Origin of the sequence: Pseudomonas sp. NMI760_13 (assembly GCF_021283245.1) — a bacterium.
Lineage (GTDB): Bacteria > Pseudomonadota > Gammaproteobacteria > Pseudomonadales > Pseudomonadaceae > Aquipseudomonas > Aquipseudomonas peradeniyensis.
This window is the reverse complement of the sequence record NZ_JAJSRC010000033.1, coordinates 1-25,046: the sequence shown is the minus strand read 5'-3', so window position 1 is coordinate 25,046 and position 25,046 is coordinate 1. Positions and strand designations below refer to the sequence as shown.

Below are 25,046 nucleotides of genomic sequence, written 5' to 3'. Positions count from 1 at the left end.
CATCGACTGCGAAGATGACACGAAGTACCGATCCCGCTTTATCGTACTGCCGGGGGGATGAGTGAAAGTCTACTCCGCAGTCAGAATAGTTGAACCCCTGGGTCGGTTATTCACCCTTGCCGGATTTGCAACAATCTGCGACAAAGAACCGTCATTTTTCCTGCACGGGCCCTGTCGCGGGACAAGCCCGCTCCTACAGGCTGTATGCGACCTTGTGGGAGCGGGCTTGCCCCGCGATGAGCCCTACAGCGTGAGCCACGCATGCCGCCCCTGACCTGCACCCTTCTGCCCCCTATCCAGCGCCGCCTGCTGGAGCAGTTCTATCGCCAGCACGGCTCGCGCATGCGCGCCGCCGGTGATGGCGAGCAGTGGGTCGCGCGCAGCGGTGGAATCGTCGGCGGAATGAACCTGACACCCGTAGACGGCGGCTACTGGCTGACCGGCCTGTTCGTCGCCCCACAATGGCGTGGCCAGAAGATCGCTTCACAGTTGCTGGAGGCCGCGCTGGCCGACAGCACCTGCGCGACCTGGCTGTTCTGCCATCCGGACCTGACGCCCTTCTACCAGCGCCTGGCCTTCACGCCCGCCACCACACTGCCCGAAGCCCTGGCCTCGCGCCTGGCCCGTTACCAGCGCAGCAAGCCCCTGGTGGCGCTGGTACGGGATCAGTCGTCGGCCACATCGAGCCCGGGGAACAGCACGTCGGTGTAGCCGAACTTGCTGAAGTCCTGGATGCGTGAGGGGTACAACCGGCCGATCAGGTGATCGCACTCATGCTGCACCACCCGCGCATGAAAGCCATCGGCAAAGCGGTTGATCGGGTTGCCCTGGGGGTCGATGCCCGAATAGCTGATGTGCTTGTAGCGCGGCACCACGCCGCGCAGGCCCGGCACCGACAGGCAGCCTTCCCAGCCGTCCTCGACTTCCGTGGCCAGCGGCGTGATCACCGGGTTGAGCAGGATGGTCCGCGGCACCGGCTCGGCGTCCGGGTAGCGCTCGCTGCGCTCGAAGCCGAAGATCACCAGTTGCAGGTCGATGCCGATCTGCGGCGCGGCCAGGCCTACCCCACCGACATGGGCCATGGTCTCGAACATGTCGTCGATCAGTTGCTTGAGCTCGGGGCTGCCGAGCATATGCTCCGGCACCGGCGGGGCGATGCGCAGCAGGCGTTCGTCGCCCATCTTGAGAATGTCGCGGATCATCAGGTATTCGGCTCGCGGGTCTGGGGTTCGGGTGTCACCGGGTGCTCATGCCCGAGCACGGTGATGCTCTGTTGCGGATTGTCCTGGGCGAACTCCTTTTCGCCGGGGTTCTTGCCCTCAGCGGACATGTGCTCGATCACCGCGTTCATCTCGGCCCCCAGCAGCAGCACGGCGGCGGAGATGTAGAAATACAGCAGCAGCACGATAATCGCCCCGATACTGCCATACATGGCGTTGTAGTCGGCGAAGGTCTTCACGTAGTAGGCAAAACCCAGCGACGCGACGATCCACACCACTACCGCCAGCACCGAGCCCGGGGTGATGAAGCGGAATTTCTGCTTCACATCGGGCATCACGTAGTAGATCAGCGCCACCGCCACCATCATCAGGATGATGATCGCCGGCCAGCGCAGGATGGTCCAGACGACCACCACCGCCTCTTCCAGACCCACCTGGGAGGCGATCCACTCCATGACCTGCGGCCCCAGCACCATCAGCGCGGCGGCCGCCAGGAGCATGCCGGCGACCCCGACGGTATAGATGATCGACAGCGGGATACGCTTCCACACCGGTCGCCCTTCAGGCACGTCGTAGGCGGCGTTCATCGCGCTCATCATCAAGCGCACGCCGGCCGAGGCGGTCCACAAGGCGATCACGATACCCACCGACAGCAGTCCGCCCTTGGACTGCTGCAACTGGTCGATCACCGGGTTGACCTGCTCCAGGGCCTGGGGCGGCAGCACCAGCTCGGACTGCAGGCGCAGCCAGGAGAAGAAGTCCGGCAGGTGCAGGAAACCGATCAGGGCAATCAGGAACAGCAGGAACGGAAACAGCGAGAACAGCATCTGGTAGGCCAGCGCGGAGGCATAGGTGGACATCTCGTCGTCGAGGAACTCCTTGACGGTGCGCACCAGCACGCGGTGCAGGGGCAGGCCGCGCAGGTCGGGGAAAATCATAGCGTCTCCTTTCGCCGCTTGATCGGGGTGGCAATGCAACAAGTCTAATAGACCAGGCGGCGAGCGTGCTGTTCGCTGGCGCGTTGCCGAACGCACAAAGCAATCGCGGGGCAAGCCCACTCCCACCGCGTGAGAGCGCACTGCCCCGCGACTATGCCACTGCGATCAAGGTTTCTTCACGGCATCCTTGACCTTGCCCACGGCCTGCTGCGCCTCGCCCTTCAACTCCTGGGCCTTGCCCTCGGCGCGCAGCCTGTCGTTGTCGGTCACCTTGCCGACGCCCTGCTTGATGTTGCCCACGGCCTCGTTGGCCAGGCCTTTCGCTTTATCCTTGGTGCCGCTCATGGGATGTCTCCTTGCCGGAAAGACACGGGAAATCGTGTCGACACCTGATCGACCCACGGCCGCTCGCAGGAGTTTCAATTAGTTTGCCTGGTCCCAGCCCAACGGCCTCGCGTTTTCCCCGTGGGAGCGGCGGCGTGCCGATGCGACTTGCCCCGCGATGAGCCCACCCGCACAATATCAGGCCAATCTAGCGTCAACCCGCAGGAACCTGCATGAAACTCGACAAACCCACCGCCATCGCTCGCCGCAACGAAGCACTGACCCGGCCGGTGCTCAACCGCGACAACACCCTGTTCGCCATCCTCGACAAGAAGCGCAACCTGTGGTGGTTCGAGGTGCCCGTGGCGCTGCTGCGCAAAGGCCAGCCAGACTGGGTCAACCTGCTGCTGCACACCCCGGAAACCGATGAACTGCAGCACCTGAAGGTACCGACCAACTTCCTGCGCGCTCACCAGGAGCAGATGGAAGTGCGCAACGCCGGTAAACGCCGCTCGACCATCAGCCTGGCCCTGAGCGCCGACCGCGACTCGCTGCTGCGCGACAGCCGCCCGGGTGGCGAGCAGCTGGACTTCAGCACCTTCGTGCAGGCCTGATCAGGCCCGCTCGATGCGATCGTCATGGATGACGATCCGGCCCTGCTTGAACAGTGCGCCGATAGCTTTCTTGAAGTTGCCCTTGCTGACATTGAACATCTGGCTGATCAGCGCCGGATCGCTCTTGTCGCACACCGCCAGCACGCCGCCATTGGCTTCAAGGCGCTGCATGATCTGCTCGGACAAGCCGTCGGCCAGGGCCTGGCCCACCGGCTGCAGGCTCAGGGCGATCTTGCCATCGGCGCGCACTTCCTTGATGAAGCCCTTCTCGTGCATGCCCGAACGCAGGAACTTGAACACTTCGTTCTTGTGGATCAGGCCCCAGTGGCGGTTGTTGATGATTGCCTTGAAGCCCATCGGCGTCTCGCCGGCCACCAGCAGCTCGACCGGCTGGCCGACCTGGTAGTCCACCGGGGTGCGGTCCAGGTAACGGTCCAGCTTGGCGGTGGCGGTGATGCGCCGGGTGCGTTTGTCCAGGTAGGCGTGGACCACGCAGTAGTCACCGATCTTCAGTGGCCGGGACTCTTCCGAGTAGGGCATCAGCAGGTCCTTGGACAGGCCCCAGTCGAGGAAGATGCCCGCGCCGTTGATGTCCTTGACCTTGAGGCTGGCGAACTCGCCCACCTGCATCTTCGGCTTCTCGGTGGTGGCGATCAGCTGGTCCTCGCTGTCGAGGTAGATGAACACGTTGAGCCAGTCGTCCAGCTCGAGTTCGGCATCCTTGGGGAAGTAGCGCCGTGGCAGGAGGATCTCGCCGTCGGCACCGCCGTCCAGGTACAGGCCGAATTCCACGTGTTTCACGATTTGCAAACTGTTGTAACGCCCAAGCAGAGCCATTTCCGAAGATCCTCAAGACAAGGCGGCTATTCTAACACTTGACCCGCCCGTCCGCCCGAGCGCGCATGCGCCGGAACCCTCGGGCCCACCTTGCGTCCACCGCCTGGCCAGCCTGTGCAAGGATTCGCTCATGCCCCGACGCCTGCCCCAAACCCTGCTGCTCGTCATTGGCTTCGCCCTGGCCCTTGTGGCCTGCAGCCGCATCGACCTGGCCTACCGCAACCTTGACCGCCTGGTGCCCTGGTCGCTGGACGACTACCTGGACATGAACCGCGAGCAGAAACAGCTGCTCGACGAACGGCTCAGAGAACAACTGGCCTGGCACTGCAAGACGCAGCTGCCCGGCTACCTCGACTGGCTCGACCGGGTGCGGCTGATGGTGGCCGAAGACGCAGTCACCGACCAGGCCCTGGAGCAACGCACCCTCGAAGCCCGCCAGGCCATCGGCCGGGTGGCCACGGCGATCACCCCCTCGGCCACCGAACTGCTGCGCGGGATGAGCGACACCCAGGTCGCCGAGATGCGCCTGGCGTTTCGCGCCGACATCGACAAGCGCCGCAAAACCTACGACGAAACCCCGCTGCCCAAACAGATCGAACAACGCGCCGCACGCATGCAGAAGCGCCTGGAACCCTGGCTGGGTGAACTCAGCGCCCAGCAACGCTTGCGGGTGATGAGCTGGTCCCAGGCCCTGGGCGACCAGAACCGCCAGTCGATCGCCAATCGCGCGCACTGGCAGCAGCAGCTGGTGCTGGCAATGGACCAGCGCGCCACGCCCGGCTTCGAACCGCGCCTGGCGCAACTGCTGCAGCGCAAGGAAAGTTTGTGGACGGCGGAGTACCGCCAGGCCTATGAGAACAGTGAACAGCAGGCGCGCAGCCTGCTGGTCGACTTGATGAAGCAAAGCAGCCTTGCGCAGAAGCAGTTCCTGCAGCAGCGCCTGGGCAAGGTGCGGGCGGATTTCAGTGAGCTCAAGTGCCTGAGAGGTTGAAGTTAGCTGGGCTGCTCAAGCCATACCCCCCATGTAGGAGCGGCCTTGTGCCGCGAAAGGGCTGCAAAGCAGCCCCAGGATTTCAGCTTCGCAGCGAAAATGCCGGGGCCGCGTTGCGGCCCTTTCGCGGCACAAGGCCGCTCCTACAGGGTTACATGTTTGGGCGCCATTCAGCGCCCCTTGCGCCGATACGGAAAAACATCGATCACCTTCCCCGCGCGGATCGCCTCCTGCAGCCCTTTCCAGTAATCGGCGTCATACAACTCGCCATGCAGTCGGCTGAACAAGCGGCGCTGGCCGATATCGGCGAACAGGAACGGCGGAAACTCCTCGGGGAACACGTCGTGCGGCCCGATCGAGTACCACGGTTCGCCCGACATCTCGTCCTCGGGGTAGCGCGGCGGCGGGATATGGCGGAAGTTGACCTCGGTGAGGTAGCTGATCTCGTCGTAATCGTAGAACACCACCCGGCCATGGCGAGTAACGCCGAAGTTCTTCAGCAGCATGTCACCAGGGAAGATGTTGGCCGCCGCCAGCTGCTTGATCGCCAGCCCGTAGTCCTCCAGCGCTTCCAGCACCTGGGCTTCGCTGGCCTGTTCAAGGTAGAGATTGAGCGGGGTCATGCGTCGCTCGGTCCAGCAGTGACGGATGAGTACCGTGTCACCCTCCAGCGCCACGGTGGAGGGCGCCACTTCCAGCAGCTCGGCAAGGCAGTCGGGGTCGAACTTGGCGCGGGGGAAGCGAAAATCGGCGAACTCCTGGGTGTCGGCCATGCGTCCGACGCGATCCACGCTCTTCACCAGGCGATATTTCTCAATCACCGTGGCGCGATCAACAGTCTTGGACGGCGAGAAACGGTCCTTGATGATCTTGAACACCGTGTTGAAGCCCGGCAGGGTGAACACGCTCATCACCATCCCGCGCACCCCCGGCGCCATGATGAAGCGGTCGTCGCTGCTGGCCAGGTGGTTGATCAGTGCGCGGTAGAACTCCGACTTGCCGTGTTTGTAGAAGCCGATCGAGGTGTACAGCTCGGCGATGTGCTTGCCCGGCAGGATGCGCTTGAGGAAGTTGACGAACTCCGCCGGCACCGGCACATCGACCATGAAGTACGAACGGGTGAAGGAGAAGATGATCGACACCTCCGCCTCATCGGTGATCAGCGTATCGGCCTCGATGCCATGGCCTTCGCGGTGCAGCAGCGGGATCACCAGCGGCCACTGCTCGTCGGGGGTGTACAGGCGCCCGACCAGGTAGGCGCCCTTGTTGCGGTAGAGCACCGGGGTGAACAGCTCCACTGCCAGCGCCGGGTCCTTGCACACCCAGTCGGGCAGGCATTCACGTAGCTGGTCCTGCAACCGCGACAGGTCGCCCTCCAGGTCCCCGTAGGGCACGTTGAAGCGGTAATCGGCGAAGATTGCCCGCAACAGCCCCTTCAGTCCACCGTCCAGCGCATAGGTGCGGGTCTGCGCCGCGCGCTCGTGGCCGCGCATGGACGGGCGAGTGGTGTGGATGAACATGCAGCCGTCGCTGATCTGGTCATGGCTGAACAGGCTGCAGAACAGCGAGTTGTACCAGGTCTCGGACAGCTCATCGTCCAGCCGCGGGTCGATCAGGCGGATGTAGGCGTTCTTCACCAATGGCCACTGCTCGACGTCCAGCAGTTGGGAGGTCTCGAAGCCTTGGCGCAGCCAGCCGTTGACCTCGGCGACCTTCTCTTCATAGAGGTTGATCCGCGCCGCCGCGGCACGCTGGATGTCCTGCCAGCGCGCCTGCTCGAAACGCTCGCGGGCACCGAGGGTGATGCGGCGAAAATGCTCGCGGTAGTCGTCGAAGCCATCGAGGATCATCCGGGCGATGTCGGCGGCGGGCCAGGGTTGGGTCATGCGCGGGACCTCATGGCAAGTTGAGTTAGATAGCTTAGTCGTCCGTAAGCGGCTCGCAGGCCGTGTGGGCCTTATCGCGGGTGGCGTGGGAGCGGGCTTGCCCCGCGATACGGCTTACACAGCAAGAAAGCACAAGAATCCCGCTTGCCCACTGACGTACACTCGCGCCCCTGCCCCACCGCCGGAGACCACCCGTGAGCCCCATCGCCCTTGCCCGTCTGTTGACCCTTGCCGCCGTCTGGGGTGCCAGCTTCCTGTTCATGCGCATCATCGCTCCCGAGCTCGGCACCGTGCCGACCGCCTTTTTCCGCGTGTCGATCGCCTGCCTGGGGCTGATCGCCATCCTCGCCGCCGCCCGGGTGCGCTGGAATTTCGAGGGCAAGCTGGGTGCCTGCCTGGTGCTGGGCATGATCAACTCCGGCATTCCGGCCACGTTCTATTCCGTGGCGGCGCAGGTGCTGCCGGCGGGCTACTCGGCGATCTTCAACGCCACCACGCCACTGATGGGCGTGCTGATCGGCACCTTGTTCTTCCGCGAGGCGATGACCCTGCCCAAGCTCTGCGGGATCTTCCTCGGCCTGTTCGGCGTAGGCATCCTCAGCGGCGCCGGCCCGGTGGCGCTGGACATGGCCCTGGTGCAAGGCGCCCTGGCGTGCCTGGCGGCGACCACCTGCTACGGTTTCGCGGGTTTCCTCGCGCGGCGCTGGGTGGGAACGCTGGACAGCCGCCTGTCGGCCCTGGGCAGCATGCTCGGCGCCACCCTGCTGCTGAGCCCGCTGTTCGCCTGGAGCGCGCTGACCCAACCGCCGGCCAGCTGGGGCGGCTGGCAGGTGTGGCTGTCGCTGCTGGGCCTGGGACTGCTGTGCACCGCGTTCGCCTACATCCTGTACTTCCGCCTGCTGAACGAGATAGGGCCGGTCAAGGCCAGTACCGTGACCTTCCTGATCCCGGTGTTCGGCGTGCTGTGGGGCGCGTGGCTGCTGGATGAGCCGCTGTCGATGGCACACCTGTATGGCGGCCTGCTGATCGCCGCGGCGCTCTGGCTGGTGCTGCGTCCGGCGCGGTCGTGATGTGGGAGCGGGCTTGCCCCGCGATTGCGTCAGGCCAGGCAACGAAACAACCTGGCCGAACGCATCGCGGGGCAAGCCCGCTCCCACTGGTTCATCTCAGGCTTCAGCCGTGCGCAACGCCGGCTTGCGGAACACGAACAGCAACCCGACCACGATCAACCCCATTCCCAGCAGGCTGAGCGGCGCCAGGCGGTTACCGAAGATGGCGAAGTCCATCACCGCCGTCACCGCCGGCACCAGGTAGAACAGGCTGGTGACATTGACCAGGTTGCCACGGGCGATCAGCCGGTACAGCAGCAGCGTGGCCAGCAGCGAAACCACTAGCCCCATCCACAGCAGCGCGCCGACGAAGCTGGCGTTCCACTCGACCTGCAGCGGCTGGAACGGCGCGAACAGCGCGCACAGGGCAAAACCGGCCAGGTACTGCAGCGGCAAGGTGCCCATCGGGTTGTCGGTGATGCGCTTCTGCAGGATCGAGCCGAAGGTCATGCTGGCCAACGCCAGCAGGGCGAACAGCATGCCCGTCAGGGATACCCCGCCAAGGTTGATGCCCTGGTAGACCACCATCACCAGGCCGCCAAGCCCCAGGCCCAGGCCGAACAGCCGGCTCCAGGAGCGTTGGCGCTCCATCAGCACCACGGTAAGGATCGGTTGCACGCCCATGACCGTGGCCATGACGCCGGGGGTGACATGGGTATTGAGTGCCAGCAGGTAGAAGATCTGGTAGGCGCCCAGCAACACGCAGCCGGTCCCCAAAGCGCGAACAATGCCGCCCCGGGTACGTGGCCAGCGCAAGCCGAGCAGCGGTCCGATCAACAACAGACCGAAAAGCGCCAGGGCCGAGCGCAGCAGCAGGAAGGCGAAGGGACTGGCCTGGGCCAGGCCGAGCTTGGAAACGATCGCCCCGCTGCTCCACAGCAGGACGAACAGGCTGGTGGTGGCCGCCGAGGCCACGGATGCTTTGTTGAAAACAGACATGTATTGCCACCTGTATACGGGCAAATGAGCCGTACGGAGGGCCTATCGCGTCTTGCGGGGATAGCCGACCGTGTTCAGTAGGTTGCGAGTGCGGTGGGGAGCGGCCTGCGGCCGATCAGCCCAGCACCACGACTGCGCAAGGAGGCGGAGCTACGCCGCCTACGACGCCACTGACAGGTGGTGGGTAGTGACTGATCATGGCCGGCTGCTGGCTGCCACGCACGACCACGCCCGCGACAGGCGCGAGAACGTAAGCGGTGGTGGAAGGGATGGCGGGCATGAACAGGTCTTCTGGAAAGTGAATGGACTGGACTATAGCGGTGGATTCTTCGCGGGTAAACCCGCTCCCACAAGTATCTCGCTGGATTAGCTGCCATGGAGTACCTGTGGGAGCGGGTGTACCCGCGAAAAGGCCGGACCTGCCCGGGAAGATGCCTGCCCCGATCAGAACAGCCAGCGGTACAGCGCATAGGCGACGACAACCGCCAGCACCGGCCGCAGCACGCGGTAGGCCTTGGGGTTGGCGCGCTTGAACTGCTTGACCCGGGTGCTGATGACATTGCTGAAGCGCTTGCTCCAGGCGTAGGCCTGGTTGATCCCGCCGACGCGCTCGTCATCGGTGTTCTGCGGCGCAGTGGCGCGGCCGAGGAAGGCGCTGACCTTGCGGTTGATGCGGGTCATCAGCGGGCTGTTGAGCGGGCGCTCGACGTCGCAGAACAGGATCACGCGGGTGACCTCGGTCTCATTCTTGACCCAGTGCACGAAGGTCTCGTCGAACATCACGTCCTCGCCGTCACGCCAGGCGTAGGGTTGGCCATCGACGTAGATGCGGCAGTTGTCCGAGTTCGGCGTGGACAGGCCCAGGTGGTAACGCAGGGAGCCGGCGAACGGGTCACGGTGCGGGTTCAGGTGGCTGCCACCGGGCAGCAAGGCAAACATCGCGCCCTTGACGTTGGGGATGCTGCTGACCAGTTCGACAGTCTTCGGGCACAGCGCCTCGGCCGAAGGCAGCGGCTTGTCGTACCACTTCAGGTAGAAACGCTTCCAGCCTTTCTTGAAGAACGAACCGAAGCCGGCGTCGTTGTCTTTCTCGGCAGCACGGATGTAACCCTCGTCGAACAGGCGCATGGCCTCTTCGCGGATCACTTCCCAGTTGTCCTTGAGCACGTCCAGCTCGGGGAAGCGCTGGCGGTCCAGGTAGGGCTTGGAAGGCACGCCGGAGAACAGGTACATCAGGCTGTTGTAGGGGGCGAACAGCGCCGAATGGTTGACGAACTGGCGCAACACCGGCAGGCGTGCCTTGCCGCGCAGGTGCACGAACAGCACGCTGGCGAAGAACACCAGCAGGACACCTGCCTTGGCGACGAAGGAAAAGGTCATGCAACACTCCTTGGAGGGGAAATCTGGCCATCCCCAGATAGCCGGACATCATAAACCCATCCGGGCCGGGTAAAAACAACCGGTGCCGGATCGCAGTGTCAAGGATTGTGCAATAAACGGGAGAGACCGACATTGCGCCGGATCAGCGGTGGCCCGTATATCCCGGGCCCCATTCGCGGCACAAGGCCGCTCCTACAGGCAATCGCGTCCTTGTAGGAGCGGCCTTGTGCCGCGATGGGCTGCGCAGCAGCCCCAGACTTACTGCTGGTTCTCCTGCTCGGTGAACATGTCGCTGAACAGCATGCTCGACAGGTAGCGCTCGCCCGAGTCCGGCAGGATCACCACGATGGTCTTGCCCTGCATCTCCGGTTTCTCGGCCAGGCGCACCGCCGCCGCCATCGCCGCGCCACAAGAAATGCCGCAAAGGATGCCCTCCTCCTGCATCAGGCGGATGGCCATGGCCTTGGACTCGTCCTCGGTGACGGTCTCGACCTGGTCGACGATCGACAGGTCGAGGTTCTTCGGCACGAAACCGGCACCGATGCCCTGGATCTTGTGCGGGCTGGGCTTGAGTTCCTCACCGGCCAGGGTCTGGCTGATCAGCGGCGAGTTCACCGGCTCCACAGCCACCGACAGGATCGGCTTGCCCTGGGTGTGCTTGATGTAGCGCGACACCCCGGTGATGGTGCCGCCGGTGCCGACCCCGGCCACCAGCACGTCAACCGCGCCATCAGTGTCGTTCCAGATTTCCGGGCCGGTGGTCTTCTCATGAATGGCCGGGTTGGCCGGGTTGTCGAACTGGCCCGGCAGAAAGTGTTTGGCAGGGTCGGAAGCAACGATTTCGTTAGCCTTCTCGATGGCCCCCTTCATGCCCTTGGCCTTGTCCGTCAGCACCAGCTCGGCGCCCAGAGCCTTTAACACCTTGCGCCGCTCCAGGCTCATCGAGTCCGGCATGGTCAGCACCAAGCGGTAGCCACGGGCGGCGGCAACGAAGGCCAGGCCGATGCCGGTGTTGCCCGAGGTGGGCTCGACGATGGTCATGCCTGGCTTGAGCTTACCGCTGTCCTCGGCGTCCCAGATCATGCTCGCGCCGATCCGGCACTTCACCGAATAACCCGGGTTGCGCCCCTCGATCTTGGCCAGGATGGTCACTCCGCGCGGGGCGATGCGGTTGATCTGCACCAGCGGCGTGTTGCCGATGGAATGTGCGTTGTCGGCGTAGATACGGCTCATGGCAGGGGTCCTTGAATGCAGGGGCTGGCAGGTGGACCTAAAAGGGTAAGCCTGCCGGGGTGGGGCGTAAAGCCCGCTCTGTTACCGGGGGTGACGGACCATTCAGGGACTGAATACCCGGTCTGCGTTTGCAGGCGGCGGGTGCGGGGTTATAGTCGCTGACACATCAATAAACATGCGTTGGCTGCACTGCCCTCATCGCGGGACAAGCCCGCTCCCACAGGTTGCGCTCAAATCCTGTGGGAGCGGGCTTGCCCCGCGATGAGTCGGGCCCAGCCACCCAGAGGATCGGTTCATGAAGTTCGAAGGCACCCGCGACTACGTCGCCACAGACGACCTGAAGCTGGCGGTCAACGCGGCCATCACCCTGGAGCGCCCGCTGCTGGTCAAGGGCGAGCCGGGCACCGGCAAGACCATGCTCGCCGAGCAGCTCGCCGCCTCCTTCGGCGCCCGCCTGATCACCTGGCACATCAAGTCCACCACCAAGGCCCACCAGGGCCTGTACGAGTACGACGCGGTCAGCCGCCTGCGCGACTCGCAACTGGGCGTGGACAAGGTCCACGACGTGCGCAACTACCTGAAGAAGGGCAAGCTGTGGGAGGCCTTCGAGGCCGACGAGCGGGTGATCCTGCTGATCGACGAAATCGACAAGGCCGACATCGAGTTCCCCAACGACCTGTTGCAGGAACTCGACAAGATGGAGTTCTACGTCTACGAGATCGACGAGACCATCAAGGCCAAGCAACGCCCGATCATCATCATCACTTCCAACAACGAGAAGGAACTGCCCGACGCCTTCCTGCGCCGTTGCTTCTTCCACTACATCGCCTTCCCCGACCGCGCCACCCTGCAGCAGATCGTCGACGTGCACTACCCGAATATCAGCCAGTCGCTGGTCAGCGAGGCACTGGACGTGTTCTTCGACGTGCGCAAGGTCCCGGGCCTGAAGAAAAAACCGTCCACCTCCGAGCTGGTCGACTGGCTCAAGCTGCTGATGGCCGACAACATCGGTGAGGCCGTGCTGCGCGAACGCGACCCGACCAAGGCCATCCCGCCGCTGGCCGGTGCCCTGGTCAAGAACGAGCAGGACGTGCAACTGCTCGAGCGCCTGGCCTTCATGAGCCGGCGCGGCAACCGCTGACAGGAGCCGGGCCATGCTGCTCAACCTGTTCAATGAAATGCGCGCGGCCAAGGTACCGGTGTCGGTGCGCGAGCTGCTCGACCTGCACCATGCCCTGCAAAAGGGCGTGGTGTTCGCCGACATGGACGCCTTCTACTACTTGGCCCGGGCCATCCTGGTGAAGGACGAGCGCCATTTCGACAAGTTCGACCGCGCGTTCGCCGCCTACTTCAAGGGCTTGGAAAACCTCGACCGGCATATCGAGGCCCTGATTCCCGACGACTGGCTGCGCAAGGAGTTCGAGCGCTCGCTGACTGACGAGGAACGGGCGCAGATCCAGTCCCTGGGCGGCCTGGACAAGCTGATCGAGGAGTTCAAGAAACGCCTTGAGGAGCAGAAGGAGCGCCACGCCGGGGGCAACAAGTGGATCGGCACCGGCGGCACCAGCCCGTTCGGCTCCGGCGGCTTCAACCCCGAGGGCATCCGCGTCGGCGAGGCCGGCAAGCGCCAGGGCAAGGCGGTGAAGGTGTGGGACCAGCGCGAGTACAAGAACCTCGACGACCAGGTCGAGCTGGGCACGCGCAACATCAAGCTGGCCCTGCGCCGCCTGCGCAAGTTCGCCCGCGAAGGCGCCGCCGAGGAGCTGGATATCGACGGCACCATCGACCACACCGCCCGTGACGCAGGCCTGCTGAACATCCAGATGCGCCCCGAGCGACGCAACACGGTCAAGCTGCTGTTGCTGTTCGACATCGGCGGTTCGATGGACGCCCACGTGAAGGTCTGCGAGGAACTGTTCTCGGCCTGCAAGACCGAGTTCAAGCACCTGGAGTACTACTACTTCCACAACTTCATCTACGAGTCGGTGTGGAAGAACAACCTGCGCCGGACTTCCGAGCGCTTCTCCACCTTCGACCTGCTGCACAAGTACGGTGACGACTACAAGGTGGTGTTCGTCGGCGACGCGGCCATGGCGCCCTACGAGATCACCCAGCCGGGTGGCAGCGTCGAGCACTGGAACGAAGAGGCCGGGTATGTGTGGATGCAGCGCTTCATGGAGAAGTTCAGGAAGATCATCTGGATCAACCCGTATCCCAAACAGGCCTGGGACTACACCGCTTCGACCCATCTGGTGCGGGACCTGATCGAGGACAGGATGTTTCCGCTGACCTTGCAGGGGTTGGAAGACGGGATGCGTTACCTGTCCAAGTGATGTTGCCTGTTCTGGCCTATTCGCGGGTAAACCCGCTCCCACAGGTACAGCGCCACTCTCGGGGGCTGTATCGGACCTGTGGGAGCGGGTTTACCCGCGAAAGGGCCAGCAGCTTCACCGCCAACGGAGCAGGTATAGCTGCTGCTCCCGCCAAGCCTCGTCCTGCACCACCGCCCGAAACCGCACCGCAGACCCCGGCATGCACTGTGCCAACTGCGCCAGCGCCAACGGCGTCAACGCCCCCAGTCGTGGATACCCACCGATCGTCTGCCGATCATTGAGCAGCACGATCGGCTGCCCGTCCGGCGGCACCTGCACGGCGCCGAGCGGGATCCCCTCGGAGATCATCGGCGCGCCCTGGTAGACCAGCTGTGGCCCAAGCAGGCGAATACCCATGCGATCAGCCCGGCTGTCCAGCGTCCAGTCACGGTTGAACGCCTCGAACAGACTGGTGCCGCCAAAATCACCGATCTGCGCGCCCATCACCAGGTCCAATACCGGCTTCTCGGCATACACCGGTCGCAGCGCTTCAGGCACGTGGGAGCGGACTTGCCCCACGACTGCCCCGGCAGCGTGCAGCACCTCGCCCTTCACCAACGCCCGGCCCTGGCCGTCTAAACCACCCAGTTCTTCCCGTACCACGGTAGAACAACTCCCCAGCACCGGCTCGCCCACAAACCCGCCCGGCACCGCCAGGTAAGCACGTACCCCCTGACGAGGCTGACGCAGCGTCAGGCGCTGGCCCTTGCCCAGGTTGAAGCGGGTCCAGGGCGCCACGGCCTGCCCGTTGACCTGCGCATCCAGGTCGGCCCCGGCCAGCGCCAGCACGCAGTCCTGCTCGGCAACCACGCTGAAGCCGCCAAGCGCGATCTCCACCACGGCGCTGTCCAGGGCATTGCCCAGCAGCCAGTTGGCCCAACGCATCGCCACCCAGTCCAGCGCGCCGCCCTGGGTCACGCCCAGGTGCCGCACACCGAAACGCCCGGCATCCTGCAACAGGCACAACGCGGTGCTGGCCTCGACTCTCAATTGGCTCATGCCTGGGCCTCCAGCGGGCTGTCATCACCGCCCAGGTTGATGAATTCGGCCCGTTCAACGGCCACGAAACGTACCCGATCACCAGGTTGCAGCAAGCTGTAGCCCTCGCGCTCGCGGTCGAACAGGCGCACCGGCGTGCGACCGATCAGGTTCCAGCCGCCCGGCGACACGGCGGGATAGGCGGCAGTCTGGCGTTCGGCGATGCCGACGCTGCCCGCTGCCACGCGCTTGCGCGGGGTGCTCAGGCGCGGCGTGGCCAGGCGTTCGTCGACCAGGCCCATGAAGCCGAAGCCCGGCGCGAAACCCAGGGCGAACACCGGGTAGTCGCGACCACAATGCAGGCGGATCACCTCGGCCTCACTCATCCCGCCGCGCGCGGCCAGCACCGGCAGCTCGGGGCCGACACTGGCGTGGTACCACACCGGGATCTCATGCCGACGCCCGGCCTGGCCGGCATCCGGCCGCAGGCCCTCCAGCGCGTGCTGGATACGCTGGCGCGCCTCGCCCGGCGCCAGGTCGAACTGCACCATCAGCGTGGTGTAGGACGGCACCAGGTCGATCAACTGTTGGCCGAAAGCCTCCCGCAAGCGCTGGCTGGCGGCGAGGATCCACGGCATGTTGCCTTCATCGATGGCATCGAACAGCCGCACCATCAGGCTGTCGATGGCCACCGCTTCGATACGTGGCGTCATGCTTGCTCCAGTGCATCCAGGGCTTGGCGGATCTGGCGCACGGCGGCCACCGAGCCGTCGTTGTCGCCATGCACGCACAGGGTGCTGGCGTTCAAGCGCACGTCGCTGCCGTCGTCTGCCACCAGGGCCTCGCCCTTGGCCAGGCGCAAGGCCTGCTCGACCACCAGCGCCGGATCGTGGTGCACTGCGTTCGGCAGGCGCCGCGACATCAGGTGCCCGCTGGCGGTGTAGCCACGGTCGGCGAAGGCCTCGAACCACAGCGGCACGCCGACCTCGTCGCCCAGGGCCTGGGCGGCGCTGTCGTCGGCGGTAGCCATGAGCATCAGCGGCAGGCCGCTGTCGAACGCCGCCACCGCTTCGAGCACGGTGCGCAGGATGTCCGGGTTGGCCATCATGTCGTTGTACAGCGCGCCGTGGGGCTTGACGTAGGCCACCCGCCCGCCGAGCACCTTGCAGATACCATCCAGGGCACCGATCTGGTAGTGCAGCAGGTCGCGTATCTCGTCGCTGCTGCAGGCCATGGAGCGGCGGCCGAAGCCCATCAGGTCCGGGTAGGCCGGGTGCGCGCCGATGGCCACCCGGTGCTCCAGGGCCAGGGCCACGGTGCGACGCATGGTGCCCGGGTCGCCGGCGTGGTAGCCGCAGGCGATGTTGGCGCAGTCGATGAATGGCATGACCTTGGCGTCCTGGCCCATGCGCCAGTTGCCGAAGCTCTCGCCCATGTCGCAATTGAGTAGCAGGCGTTTCACCTGGCGGACCTCCGTATCAATGTTCATGGTGCCTACCTTAGCGCGCCTGGAGTGCTTTGCCGCGGGTTTCCGGCAAGCTCAGGGCCGCCACGATCACCACACCGTAGGACACCGCGGCAAAGGCGCCAATTCCCAGGCCCAACGGCACTTTCTCGCCGAGCAGGCCGATCAGCAGCGGGAACATGGCCGCGACCACCTTGCCGATGTTGTAGCAGAAGCCTTGCCCCGATCCGCGGATCCGGGTCGGGAACAATTCGGTGAGGAATGAGCCCATGCCGCTGAAGATGCCCGAGGCAAAGAAGCCCAGGGGGAAGCCCAGCCACAGCATCACCCCGTCGCTGACCGGCATCTGCGTGTAGAGCAGGACGATGACGAACGAGCCCACGGCGAACAGGATGAAGTTTTTCCTGCGCCCCAGCAGGTCGCACAGGTAGGCGCTGACCACGTAGCCGATGTAGGAGCCGACGATGACCATCGCCAGGTAGCCGCCGGTGCCCAGCACGCTCAGACCGCGCTCGTTCTTGAGGAAGGTCGGCAGCCACGAGGTGATGGCGTAGTAGCCGCCCAGGGCACCGGTGGTCAGCAAGGAAGCGCGGATCGTGGTCCAGAGCATGCCGGGGGCGAAGATCTCGTAGAACTGCGCAGGCGCCTCGGCCTGTTCCACGGCCTTGGCCTGACGGTAGATCTCCGGGTCCTTGACCAGGCGCCGGACGAAGATCACGAAGATCGCCGGCAGCAGGCCCAGCAGGAACAGCGCGCGCCAGGCCTGCTCGGCCGGCAGCCAGGAGAACAGCAGGGCATAGAGGATCGCCGTGAGGCCCCAGCCGATGGCCCAGCCCGATTGCACCATGCCCACCGCCTTGCCGCGGTCCTGGGCACGGATCACCTCGCCGATCAGCACCGCGCCAGCGGTCCATTCGCCGCCAAAACCAAAGCCCATCAGGGTGCGGGCGATCAGCAACTGCTCGTAGCTCTGGGCGAAGCCGCAGAGGAAGGTGAAGAAGGCGAACCACAGCACCGTCAGTTGCAGGGTGCGCACCCGACCGATGCGGTCGGAGAGGATGCCGGCGATCCAGCCGCCCAGGGCCGAGGCGATCAACGTGCTGGTGTGGATCAACCCGGCCTCGGCGGTGCTGATGCCCCACAGCATGATCAGGGTGGGGATGACGAAGCTCAGCATCTGGGTATCCATGCCGTCCAGGCCGTAGCCGATCTTGCAGCTCCAGAAGGTGCGTCGTTGCTGGGAGTCGATGTCGCGGTACCAGGCGAAGGGGCCGCTCGAGGTTCGGGCGGGGGCCTGCTGCTGCACGCCGGTCGGGTTCATGGTTGCCTCGGCTTGTTGGTATTGTTCTATGGGCGACGTCGGGCGTCGCGGCCTGGGCTTCATGTTCAGAGGCCGCGTCGCCTGCGTCCAACGAGAAAAACCGCCTGTCTGGAACAAGAAAAACTGATCATGAACCTTCGTTTCCTCGAAACCTTCGTCTGGGTCGCCCGGCTCAGGAGCTTCCGCCTCACCGCCGAGAAGCTGTTCACCACCCAGGCCTCGGTGTCCAGCCGCATCGCCGCGCTGGAAGCCGACCTGGGCGTGAAACTGCTGCTGCGCGACTCCCGCGGGGTCAGCCTGACGCCAGAGGGCGCCAAGGTGCTGGAGTACGCCGAACGCATGCTCGACACCGCCAAGGCCATGAAACAGTCGCTGGACAGCGACCGGGCCAAGACCGGGCGCATCCGCCTGGGGGTGATGGACACGGTCATCCACACCTGGATGAGCGCCCTGGTGGCGGAGCTGGGCGAGCGCTACCCGCAGGTGGAGATCGAGCTGGTGGCCGATACCGCGCTGAACCTGCGCGAACAGCTGCAGAAGGGTTTTCTCGACGTGATCCTGCAGACCGACCTGCTGCGCGAGCAGTCGATCCGCAGCCACGACCTGGCGCGCTACCCGATGGGCTGGATCGTCGCCGCCGGCTCGCCGCACCACCGTACCTACGCCTCGCTGGCGGAGCTGGCCCGCGAGCGCATCGTCACCTTCTCGAAGAACTCGCGGCCGCACCAGGAAGTGCTCGGCCTGCTGCAGGCCGCCGGAGCCGAGGCGCCGCGCCTGAACTGCGTGAACTCGGTGGCGGCCATCACCCGCCTGCTGCGCGACGGCTTCGGTATTGGCGCATTGCCGCCGGCATTGGTGGATGGCGAACTAAGCCGTGGCGAGCTGGTGTTGCTGGAAGGCTTGCAGCCACCGCCGAGCCTGGAGCTGGTGGTGGCCTGGCAGACCGGTGTGGCGCTGGTGGACGAGGTGGTGGGCGTGTGCAGGCAGGTGCTGGAGCGCTATGCGCGGGATGTGGGCGGGCAGCGGATCGTGTTGGTCTGAGCGACGCTGGTGCAGGGCCGGAAAAACTAGCGCCAGCTTTCCTTCACCACCTTGCGCCGCCCGCCAAGAATCACCCAACCCATCACCAACAACAGGCTCTCGACCACAAACGCCAGCACGAACCCGCTGCCGATCCCCCAGCCAATCGCCTCGGGCACCAGCAGGATCTGATAGCTGTAGCCCTTGAGCGTCTCCTCGCGCAGCGCCGGCTCCGGCTGCACCAGCACATGCCAGGTGCGGCTCACCCACGAGCCTTGCAGGGCCTGCCATTCATGCTCGAGCAACTGGTTGCGAATCAACAGGCTCTCGATGCTGTTGGCATCGCTGTTGAACACAGGATCGTCGCTGCCCCGGTAATGCCGCACCAGCGCCTGCAGGTCGCCGTTGAAGAAACGCTGCGCGGTCTGGCGGAAGCCGTCTAGCGCCTGGCGCGATTCGAGCAAGTGCGCCTCGACGCGCTGGCTGTAGTCCTTGACCAGCCCCGGCACCTGGAGACCGGCCAGCAGGCCGAAGGTGAACAACAGCAAACGCAGGTAACTTCTGAACATGGAGCGTCCTTAACTATGGCCGTGGGCAATGCACTCGCCATGCCGCCACAGCCCCCATTGACCCGGCTCGTAGCGGTTCCAGGTCTCGTTCTCGGTCAGCGGCTCGGTGGCGATCACCGTGACCACGTCGTTGGGGGTGGTTTGCGTGTGGAAGTCGACGATCAGGTCGACATCCTTCAGCCGCGCCGCGCCGAACGGTGCGCGGCGGGTGATATGCACCAGTTTGGTCGAGCAGAAGCAGAACAGCCAGTCGCCATCGCTGAGCAGGCAGTTGAACACGCCCTGGCCACGGTAACCGGCACAGGCTTCGACCAGCACCGGCAGCAACTGCTCGACCTCGACCGGCTCGGGGAAGGCTTCACGCACACGGTTGAGCAGGTCGCAGAAAGCCGCTTCGCTGTCGGTGTCGCCGATCGGCCGGTAGAACGTGCGCTGGCCGCTGAAATCGCCCAGCTGGCCGTTGTGCGCGAAGCACCAGTTGCGGCCCCACAGCTCACGCACGAACGGGTGAGTGTTGGACAGGCAGACCTTGCCGACGTTGGCCTGGCGGATATGGCCGATGACCACTTCGCTCTTGATCGGGTAACGCTGCACCAGGTTGGCCACTTCCGACTCGCTGCTCGCCGCCGGATCCTGGAACAGACGCAGGCCGCGCCCTTCGTAGAAACCGATGCCCCAGCCATCGCGGTGCGGGCCGGTGCGCCCGCCGCGCTGCATCAGGCCGGTGAAGCTGAAGACGATGTCGGTGGGGACGTTGGCGCTCATGCCCAGCAGTTCGCACATGTTGCGGCTCCTGGCTTAAAGACGGGGTTCGACGCGGCCCTGCCCGGGGCCGGAGCGGCGTACTGGGGCGGGCGGAGGATCGTCGCGGTAGCGGTCTTGACGGTTGGCGGCCAGGGACGCTTCGGCCACGACCTCGTCTTCTTCCTTGGCCTGGCGCTGGGCGGCGGCCTCACGCTGGGCTCGGCGCTCGCGGGCACGCTTTTCCAGCGGCCAGCGGATCAGCACGAAGACGATGTACAGGGCAAAGGCGAGCATGCCGTACATGGCCAGGTCGGAGGCGGCGCGCCAGGCGTTGTTGCCGACCTTGAAGGCGACGTCCAGCGCGGTGATGGCGATGGCCGGGGCGAAGCTTTCCTTGACCGGGTCGACGATGGTCGGCGAGAACAGCAATACGGCGATGATCACCCGCAGCGGCTCGCGCAGCCAGCGCCACATCCAGCCGGTCAGCTTGAAGCCCACCAGCAGGCAGCCCAGGGCGGCAACGGCGTACAGGCCCCAGGCGAGGGTATAGTCGTGTTCGGTCATGGTGTGGGTGCAAGCCAGGCAAAGAGATGCCTATGATAAACACTTTTCCCGGCGCAGGCTGCCCCTAGCCTGTCAGGGCCTCTTCGCGGGTAAACCCGCTCCCACAGGCTAACACTTTACCTGTGGGAGCGGGTTTACCCGCGAAGAGGCCAGAGGCCCCAACCAAGAGATCTCCCATGCCGAATGCCCCCCGCCCCCCCATCGCCCGCCAGGCCGAAGGCACCGACCCCTACGCCTGGCTGCAGCAGCGCGACACCCCCGAGGTCCTGGCCTACCTGGAAGCGGAAAACGCCTACCAGCAAGCCGTCCTCGCCGACCAGGCGCCGCTGCGTGAACAGCTGTTCGAAGAAATCAAGGGCCGCATCCTCGAGACCGACCTGTCGCTGCCCTCGCCCTGGGGCCCGTACCTCTACTACACCCGTACCACCGCGGGCGACGAATACCCGCGTCATTACCGCTGCCCGCGCCCGGCCGACGACAGCAACACCGTCGATGAAAGCCGCGAAGAGCTGCTGCTCGACCCCAACGCCCTGGCCAATGGCGGCTTTCTTTCCCTCGGCGCCTTCAGCGTCAGCCCCGACCACCGCCTGCTGGCCTACAGCCTGGACACCAGCGGCGACGAGATCTACACCCTGTACGTCAAGGACCTGGCCAGCGGCGCGCTGAGCGCCCTGCCCTTCGACGACTGCGACGGCAGCATGACCTGGGCCAACGACAGCCAGACGCTGTTCTTCGCCGAACTGGACGACACCCACCGCCCCTGGCGCCTGCGCCGCCACACCTTGGGCGAGGCTGGCGCCATCACGGTGTTCGAGGAGTCCGACGGACGCTTCTTCCTGCACTGCTACCGCGCCAGCTCCGAGCGCCAGCTGGTGCTGCTGCTCAACAGCAAGACCACCAGCGAGGCCTGGGTGCTCGATGCCGCCACGCCACAGGCTGATTTCACCTGCCTGGCGCCGCGGGTCGAAGGCCATGAATACTTCCCCGACCACGGCCAGCTCGACGGCCAGTGGCGCTGGTTCGTGCGCAGCAACCAGGACGGCATCAACTTCGCCCTGTACCACGCGCCGGCCGACAGCGTGCCGACCCGCACGCAGTGGCAGGTGCTGGTACCGCACCGCGACGACGTCATGCTCGAAGGGGTGAGCCTCAATGCCACGGCGCTGTCCCTGAGCCTGCGCGAAGGCGGCCTGCCGATCATCGAAGTGCACCCGCAAGGCCTGCCGGCCTACCGCGTGGAACTGCCAGACGCCGCCTACAGCCTTTACGTTCAGGACAGCCTGGAATTCGCCAGCACGCGCATCCGTCTGCGCTACGAAGCGCTCAACCGCCCGGCCCAGGTGCGCCAGCTGGAGCTGGCCACGGGTGACCAGCAGGTACTCAAGCAGACCCCGGTGCTCGGCGCCTTCGACGCCGACGACTACGTCAGCCAGCGCCTGTGGGCGGTGGCCAAGGATGGCACGCGGGTGCCGATCAGCCTGGTGCGCCGCCGTGTCGACGAGGGCAAGTGCGTGCCGCTCTACCTCTACGGCTACGGCGCCTACGGCGAGAGCCTTGACCCGTGGTTCTCCCACGCTCGCCTGAGCCTGCTGGAGCGTGGCGTGGCCTTCGCCATCGCCCATGTGCGCGGCGGCGGCGAGCTGGGCGAGGCCTGGTACCGGGCCGGCAAGCAGGAGCACAAGCACAACAGCTTCGACGACTTCATCGCCTGCGCCGAACACCTGGTCGCCGAAGGCGTGACCAGCCGCGAGCGCTTGGCGATCAGCGGCGGCAGTGCCGGTGGCCTGCTCATGGGCGCAGTGCTCAACCTGCGCCCCGAGCTGTTCCGCTGTGCCATCGCCGAAGTGCCGTTCGTCGATGTGCTCAACACCATGCTCGACCCCGAGCTGCCGCTGACCGTCACCGAGTACGACGAATGGGGCAACCCCGAGGAGCCTGAGGTGTACGAACGGATCAAGGCCTACGCCCCTTACGAGAACGTCAAGGCGCAGGCCTACCCGGCGCTGCTGGTGGTCGCCGGCTACAACGACAGCCGCGTGCAGTACTGGGAGGCTGCCAAGTGGGTGGCGCGCCTGCGCACGCGCAAGACCGACGACAACCTGCTGCTGCTCAAGACCGAGATGGGCGCGGGCCACGGCGGCATGAGCGGGCGCTACCAGGGGCTGCGCGACGTGGCGCTGGAGTATGCGTTCGTCTTCAATGAGCTGGGCGTGGCGTAAAACGCGATTTTCGTTGTCATAGCGTCAAGCTGACGTGGGAGCGGGCTTGCCCCGCTCCCACGATGCCTCACTACCTACCCAGCAGTTTGTGGCGCTTTCCAGACATTCGAAGAAGAACAACACATGCCCGACACCCAGCACCTGAACGCCGAGATCCGCGACATGCTCATGGACTGCGGCCTGTTCGACACCCTGCAGCCCGGTGACTTCCTCGCCGCCGCCGGCTACTTCAGCCTCACCGCCGTCGCCCAGGGCCAGACCCTGTTCAGCGAAGGCGACGCCGGCACTTTCATGTGCATCCTCCATCGCGGCGTGGTCTCGGTGCGCAAGACCGACGGCAACGGCGTCCAGGTGGAGATCGCCACCCTGCGCAAGGGCCGGGCCTTCGGCGAGATGGCCGTGCTCGATGGCGAACGCCGCTCGGCCACCTGCGCGGCGGCCAGCGACTGCCAACTGCTGACCCTGGGCAAGGACGCGCTGGAAAAGATGCTCAACGAAGCGCCGCGCATCGCCGCACGGATCATCCGCGCCCTCGCCGTGGCCTTGTCAAAACGCCTGCGCATGCAGGATGGCCAGCGCCTGGCACAGCAGGTCTAGCGCCCCTTGTCAGGCGGCTTCGGCGGGTCCTGGCTCAGCCCGGGCAACGGCTGGTCCTTGGGTGGGCCCGGCAGCGGCATCGGCGGCAACAGCGGCGCGCCCGGCCGGTTGGCGCCGGCCTTGGGCGGCGTGCTCGGGGTGATCTGCGGGTAAGGTGTCGGCGTCGCGGTGCCGGGTGCCCCGGGGACCGTCGTGAGCGGCCGCTGCTGGCCCGCGGCGTCGGCCGTGGATACAGCGCCAAGCAACAGCGCGGCGAGGATCGCATGCAACATCGGCAGCCTCCTGTCAGAAACCTCCCTACAGGCTACGCCCAATGGCGCGATTTTGCCTGTCCGCCCGCCCCACAGGCGCGCTAGACTCAAAGGCATAACCGTCATTGCCCTGATCAGAAAAAAGGTAACACCATGAGCTCCACCTCCGACGCCACCGCCCGCCTCGACCGCATCCTCGCCGACGCCAAGCGCGACAAGGAAATGGGCTACCGCGACAAGGCGCTGAAGATATATCCCCACGTCTGCGGTCGTTGCACCCGCGAGTTCTCCGGCAAGCGCCTGTCGGAACTGACCGTGCACCACCGCGACCACAACCACGACAACAACCCCCAGGACGGCTCCAACTGGGAGTTGCTGTGCCTGTACTGCCACGACAACGAGCACGCCCGCTACACCGACCAGCAGTATTTCAGCGAAGGCTCGCTGAGCACGCCGAAAGTCGCCGTGGCCACCCACAACCCGTTCGCCAACCTGGCCGCGCTGATGAAGAAGGACTGAACGTCGATTCGCGCCCCCGGCGTGCCGTCAAGCCCGTATAATCGCGCTCTTTTTTTGCGAAGGGCCCCGACACGTGGCGAACAAACGGTACAGCTGCATCGGCCTGTTCAACCCAAAATCCGCGGAAAACGTAGGCTCGGTGATGCGCGCCGCGGGCTGCTATGGCGTCAATTCGGTGTTCTACACCGGCAAGCGCTATGAGCGCGCCCGCGACTTCGTCACCGACACCAAGCGTGTGCACTACGACATCCCGCTGATCGGCATCGACGACCTGCAGCGCATCATTCCCCTGGGCTGCACCCCGGTGGCCGTGGAGCTGGTGGAAGGCGCACGGCCATTGCCTGAGTACACCCACCCGGACCGGGCGATCTACATCTTCGGGCCCGAGGATGGCTCGTTGAGTGAAGACGTGCGGGGCTGGTGCGAAGAGACGATCTACATCCCGACAGAAGGCTGCATGAACCTGGCGGCGACGGTGAATGTGGTGCTGTACGACCGCATGGCCAAAGGCTTGAATACCCGCTCGGGGCCGAAGTTCAAGTAGCCCTCACGCCTTGCGCTCCCCAATCCGGCTCCCGTGCAATCCTGGCGTCTACGCGGCGAAATAAACGCTACCGTAGGCCGTTGCCGTTGCCGTTGTGCTTTTGCTTTTGCTTCTAAGCGCGCGATATCCCAGGCGACACAAATTGCGACTTCAGGAGGCCGAACGCAGGCCTTGCGGAGGGAGGTGACGGGCATGGATGCCCGTCAAGCGCTGCGCCCCAGGATGGGGCGTTCAGCGCGGTCCTCCCGGGAGCAAGGCCGGAGTGAGGGGACCCGGAGCGAAGCGCAGGGCCGGATGAATGGAGCGAGGATTTTTTGGTTCCTTTTTGATCCTTCTGTAGAGACCGGACACATGGTGGACACGTGTACGGAGACATGGTTGACACTTCCTGGCAGCCCCCTTTGCCAGGATT

General features: G+C 65.2%; 27 protein-coding genes. 11 read left to right on the top strand and 16 right to left on the bottom strand.

From position 1 onward, the window contains the following. Positions 1–261: 261 nt before the first annotated feature. Complete coding sequence (locus LU671_RS25110; protein WP_232857276.1) at positions 262–711, top strand: GNAT family N-acetyltransferase; 450 nt, start codon at positions 262–264, stop codon at positions 709–711. Here the strand turns inward: LU671_RS25110 and def are convergent. From def to LU671_RS25095, 3 genes are all read right to left on the bottom strand, one after another. After that, positions 666–1,202, bottom strand: coding sequence for a peptide deformylase (gene def / locus LU671_RS25105; protein ID WP_186733041.1), 537 nt, complete (start codon positions 1,200–1,202; stop codon positions 666–668). The genes LU671_RS25110 and def overlap by 46 nt on opposite strands. Then, positions 1,202–2,158, bottom strand: coding sequence for a YihY/virulence factor BrkB family protein (locus tag LU671_RS25100; protein ID WP_232857274.1), 957 nt, complete (start codon positions 2,156–2,158; stop codon positions 1,202–1,204). Before LU671_RS25100 ends, def begins: the two co-directional genes overlap by 1 nt. Positions 2,159–2,323: 165 nt before the next feature. After that, positions 2,324–2,503, bottom strand: coding sequence for a CsbD family protein (locus LU671_RS25095; RefSeq protein WP_050706819.1), 180 nt, complete (start codon positions 2,501–2,503; stop codon positions 2,324–2,326). A gap of 212 nt (positions 2,504–2,715) precedes the next feature. Here LU671_RS25095 and LU671_RS25090 point away from each other — a divergent pair, with 212 nt between their 5' ends. Continuing rightward, positions 2,716–3,096, top strand: a complete 381-nt coding sequence (locus LU671_RS25090; protein ID WP_050706820.1) for a hypothetical protein — start codon at positions 2,716–2,718, stop codon at positions 3,094–3,096. Here the strand turns inward: LU671_RS25090 and LU671_RS25085 are convergent, their stop codons facing one another. Next, positions 3,097–3,933 (bottom strand): CvfB family protein, encoded by an 837-nt coding sequence (locus tag LU671_RS25085; RefSeq protein WP_110739178.1) that lies wholly within the window; start codon positions 3,931–3,933, stop codon positions 3,097–3,099. It lies immediately after the preceding gene. Positions 3,934–4,063: 130 nt separating this feature from the next. Here LU671_RS25085 and LU671_RS25080 point away from each other — a divergent pair, with 130 nt between their 5' ends. After that, positions 4,064–4,924 (top strand): DUF6279 family lipoprotein, encoded by an 861-nt coding sequence (locus tag LU671_RS25080; RefSeq protein ID WP_203651372.1) that lies wholly within the window; start codon positions 4,064–4,066, stop codon positions 4,922–4,924. 170 nt (positions 4,925–5,094) lie between these two features. Here LU671_RS25080 and aceK read toward each other — a convergent pair whose 3' ends face one another. Beyond that, a complete protein-coding gene (gene aceK, locus LU671_RS25075; protein ID WP_232857273.1) occupies positions 5,095–6,810 on the bottom strand; it encodes a bifunctional isocitrate dehydrogenase kinase/phosphatase in 1,716 nt (571 codons plus the stop codon). A gap of 194 nt (positions 6,811–7,004) precedes the next feature. Here aceK and LU671_RS25070 point away from each other — a divergent pair, with 194 nt between their 5' ends. Beyond that, positions 7,005–7,880 (top strand): DMT family transporter, encoded by an 876-nt coding sequence (locus LU671_RS25070; protein WP_110739181.1) that lies wholly within the window; start codon positions 7,005–7,007, stop codon positions 7,878–7,880. 96 nt (positions 7,881–7,976) lie between these two features. Here the strand turns inward: LU671_RS25070 and LU671_RS25065 are convergent, their stop codons facing one another. The 3 genes from LU671_RS25065 to cysK form a co-directional block, all read right to left on the bottom strand. After that, on the bottom strand, positions 7,977–8,858 hold the full coding sequence (locus LU671_RS25065) for a DMT family transporter (protein WP_232857272.1): 882 nt from the start codon (positions 8,856–8,858) through the stop codon (positions 7,977–7,979). 444 nt (positions 8,859–9,302) lie between these two features. Continuing rightward, a complete protein-coding gene (locus LU671_RS25060; RefSeq protein ID WP_203651369.1) occupies positions 9,303–10,238 on the bottom strand; it encodes an aspartyl/asparaginyl beta-hydroxylase domain-containing protein in 936 nt (311 codons plus the stop codon). 258 nt (positions 10,239–10,496) lie between these two features. Further along, positions 10,497–11,471 carry a cysteine synthase A gene (gene cysK, locus LU671_RS25055; RefSeq protein WP_203651363.1) on the bottom strand — a complete coding sequence of 325 codons (975 nt, stop codon included), beginning with the start codon at positions 11,469–11,471 and terminating at the stop codon, positions 10,497–10,499. Between the two features lie 295 nt (positions 11,472–11,766). Here cysK and LU671_RS25050 point away from each other — a divergent pair, with 295 nt between their 5' ends. Both LU671_RS25050 and LU671_RS25045 read left to right on the top strand, forming a co-directional pair. Beyond that, on the top strand, positions 11,767–12,612 hold the full coding sequence (locus LU671_RS25050) for an AAA family ATPase (RefSeq protein ID WP_011535085.1): 846 nt from the start codon (positions 11,767–11,769) through the stop codon (positions 12,610–12,612). Between the two features lie 13 nt (positions 12,613–12,625). Continuing rightward, positions 12,626–13,804, top strand: coding sequence for a vWA domain-containing protein (locus LU671_RS25045; protein ID WP_232857271.1), 1,179 nt, complete (start codon positions 12,626–12,628; stop codon positions 13,802–13,804). A gap of 114 nt (positions 13,805–13,918) precedes the next feature. Here LU671_RS25045 and LU671_RS25040 read toward each other — a convergent pair whose 3' ends face one another. Genes LU671_RS25040 through LU671_RS25025 form a run of 4 tightly spaced genes read right to left on the bottom strand, consistent with a single transcriptional unit; the run spans position 13,919 to position 17,607 of the window. Then, the gene (locus tag LU671_RS25040; protein WP_232857270.1) at positions 13,919–14,842 is read right to left on the bottom strand and encodes a biotin-dependent carboxyltransferase family protein; all 924 of its coding nucleotides are present in this window, start codon (positions 14,840–14,842) and stop codon (positions 13,919–13,921) included. Continuing rightward, positions 14,839–15,534: a 5-oxoprolinase subunit PxpB gene (gene pxpB, locus LU671_RS25035; RefSeq protein ID WP_232857269.1), complete on the bottom strand. Its 696-nt coding sequence runs from the start codon at positions 15,532–15,534 to the stop codon at positions 14,839–14,841. The genes LU671_RS25040 and pxpB overlap by 4 nt, the downstream gene beginning before the upstream one ends. Continuing rightward, positions 15,531–16,310, bottom strand: coding sequence for a 5-oxoprolinase subunit PxpA (locus LU671_RS25030; RefSeq protein WP_028693037.1), 780 nt, complete (start codon positions 16,308–16,310; stop codon positions 15,531–15,533). The genes pxpB and LU671_RS25030 overlap by 4 nt, the downstream gene beginning before the upstream one ends. A gap of 10 nt (positions 16,311–16,320) precedes the next feature. Next, positions 16,321–17,607, bottom strand: a complete 1,287-nt coding sequence (locus tag LU671_RS25025) for an MFS transporter (RefSeq protein ID WP_203651339.1) — start codon at positions 17,605–17,607, stop codon at positions 16,321–16,323. Between the two features lie 129 nt (positions 17,608–17,736). On the opposite strand from LU671_RS25025, the gene LU671_RS25020 reads away from it, so the two are divergent. Next, a complete protein-coding gene (locus LU671_RS25020) occupies positions 17,737–18,648 on the top strand; it encodes a LysR family transcriptional regulator (protein WP_050706836.1) in 912 nt (303 codons plus the stop codon). 26 nt (positions 18,649–18,674) lie between these two features. Here the strand turns inward: LU671_RS25020 and LU671_RS25015 are convergent, their stop codons facing one another. From LU671_RS25015 to LU671_RS25005, 3 genes are read right to left on the bottom strand one after another with little or no spacing between them, the layout of a single operon-like run. Continuing rightward, on the bottom strand, positions 18,675–19,196 hold the full coding sequence (locus LU671_RS25015; RefSeq protein ID WP_232857268.1) for a DUF2937 family protein: 522 nt from the start codon (positions 19,194–19,196) through the stop codon (positions 18,675–18,677). A gap of 9 nt (positions 19,197–19,205) precedes the next feature. Beyond that, the gene (locus LU671_RS25010) at positions 19,206–19,979 is read right to left on the bottom strand and encodes a class II glutamine amidotransferase (protein WP_203651335.1); all 774 of its coding nucleotides are present in this window, start codon (positions 19,977–19,979) and stop codon (positions 19,206–19,208) included. A gap of 15 nt (positions 19,980–19,994) precedes the next feature. After that, complete coding sequence (locus LU671_RS25005; RefSeq protein WP_062360569.1) at positions 19,995–20,504, bottom strand: hypothetical protein; 510 nt, start codon at positions 20,502–20,504, stop codon at positions 19,995–19,997. A 176-nt stretch (positions 20,505–20,680) separates the two neighbouring features. Here LU671_RS25005 and LU671_RS25000 point away from each other — a divergent pair, with 176 nt between their 5' ends. Then, on the top strand, positions 20,681–22,723 hold the full coding sequence (locus LU671_RS25000; RefSeq protein WP_232857267.1) for a S9 family peptidase: 2,043 nt from the start codon (positions 20,681–20,683) through the stop codon (positions 22,721–22,723). Between the two features lie 123 nt (positions 22,724–22,846). Continuing rightward, complete coding sequence (locus LU671_RS24995) at positions 22,847–23,320, top strand: cyclic nucleotide-binding domain-containing protein (RefSeq protein WP_232857266.1); 474 nt, start codon at positions 22,847–22,849, stop codon at positions 23,318–23,320. Here LU671_RS24995 and LU671_RS24990 read toward each other — a convergent pair. Next, positions 23,317–23,592, bottom strand: coding sequence for a hypothetical protein (locus LU671_RS24990; protein WP_028693029.1), 276 nt, complete (start codon positions 23,590–23,592; stop codon positions 23,317–23,319). The two genes, LU671_RS24995 and LU671_RS24990, sit on opposite strands and share 4 nt — an antisense overlap. Before the next feature lie 132 nt (positions 23,593–23,724). On the opposite strand from LU671_RS24990, the gene LU671_RS24985 reads away from it, so the two are divergent. Together LU671_RS24985 and LU671_RS24980 are read left to right on the top strand one after the other, a co-directional pair. After that, positions 23,725–24,090, top strand: a complete 366-nt coding sequence (locus LU671_RS24985; RefSeq protein WP_232857265.1) for a YajD family HNH nuclease — start codon at positions 23,725–23,727, stop codon at positions 24,088–24,090. Between the two features lie 73 nt (positions 24,091–24,163). Further along, positions 24,164–24,634 (top strand): RNA methyltransferase, encoded by a 471-nt coding sequence (locus LU671_RS24980; protein ID WP_028693028.1) that lies wholly within the window; start codon positions 24,164–24,166, stop codon positions 24,632–24,634. The last annotated feature ends 412 nt before the right edge of the window (positions 24,635–25,046 follow it).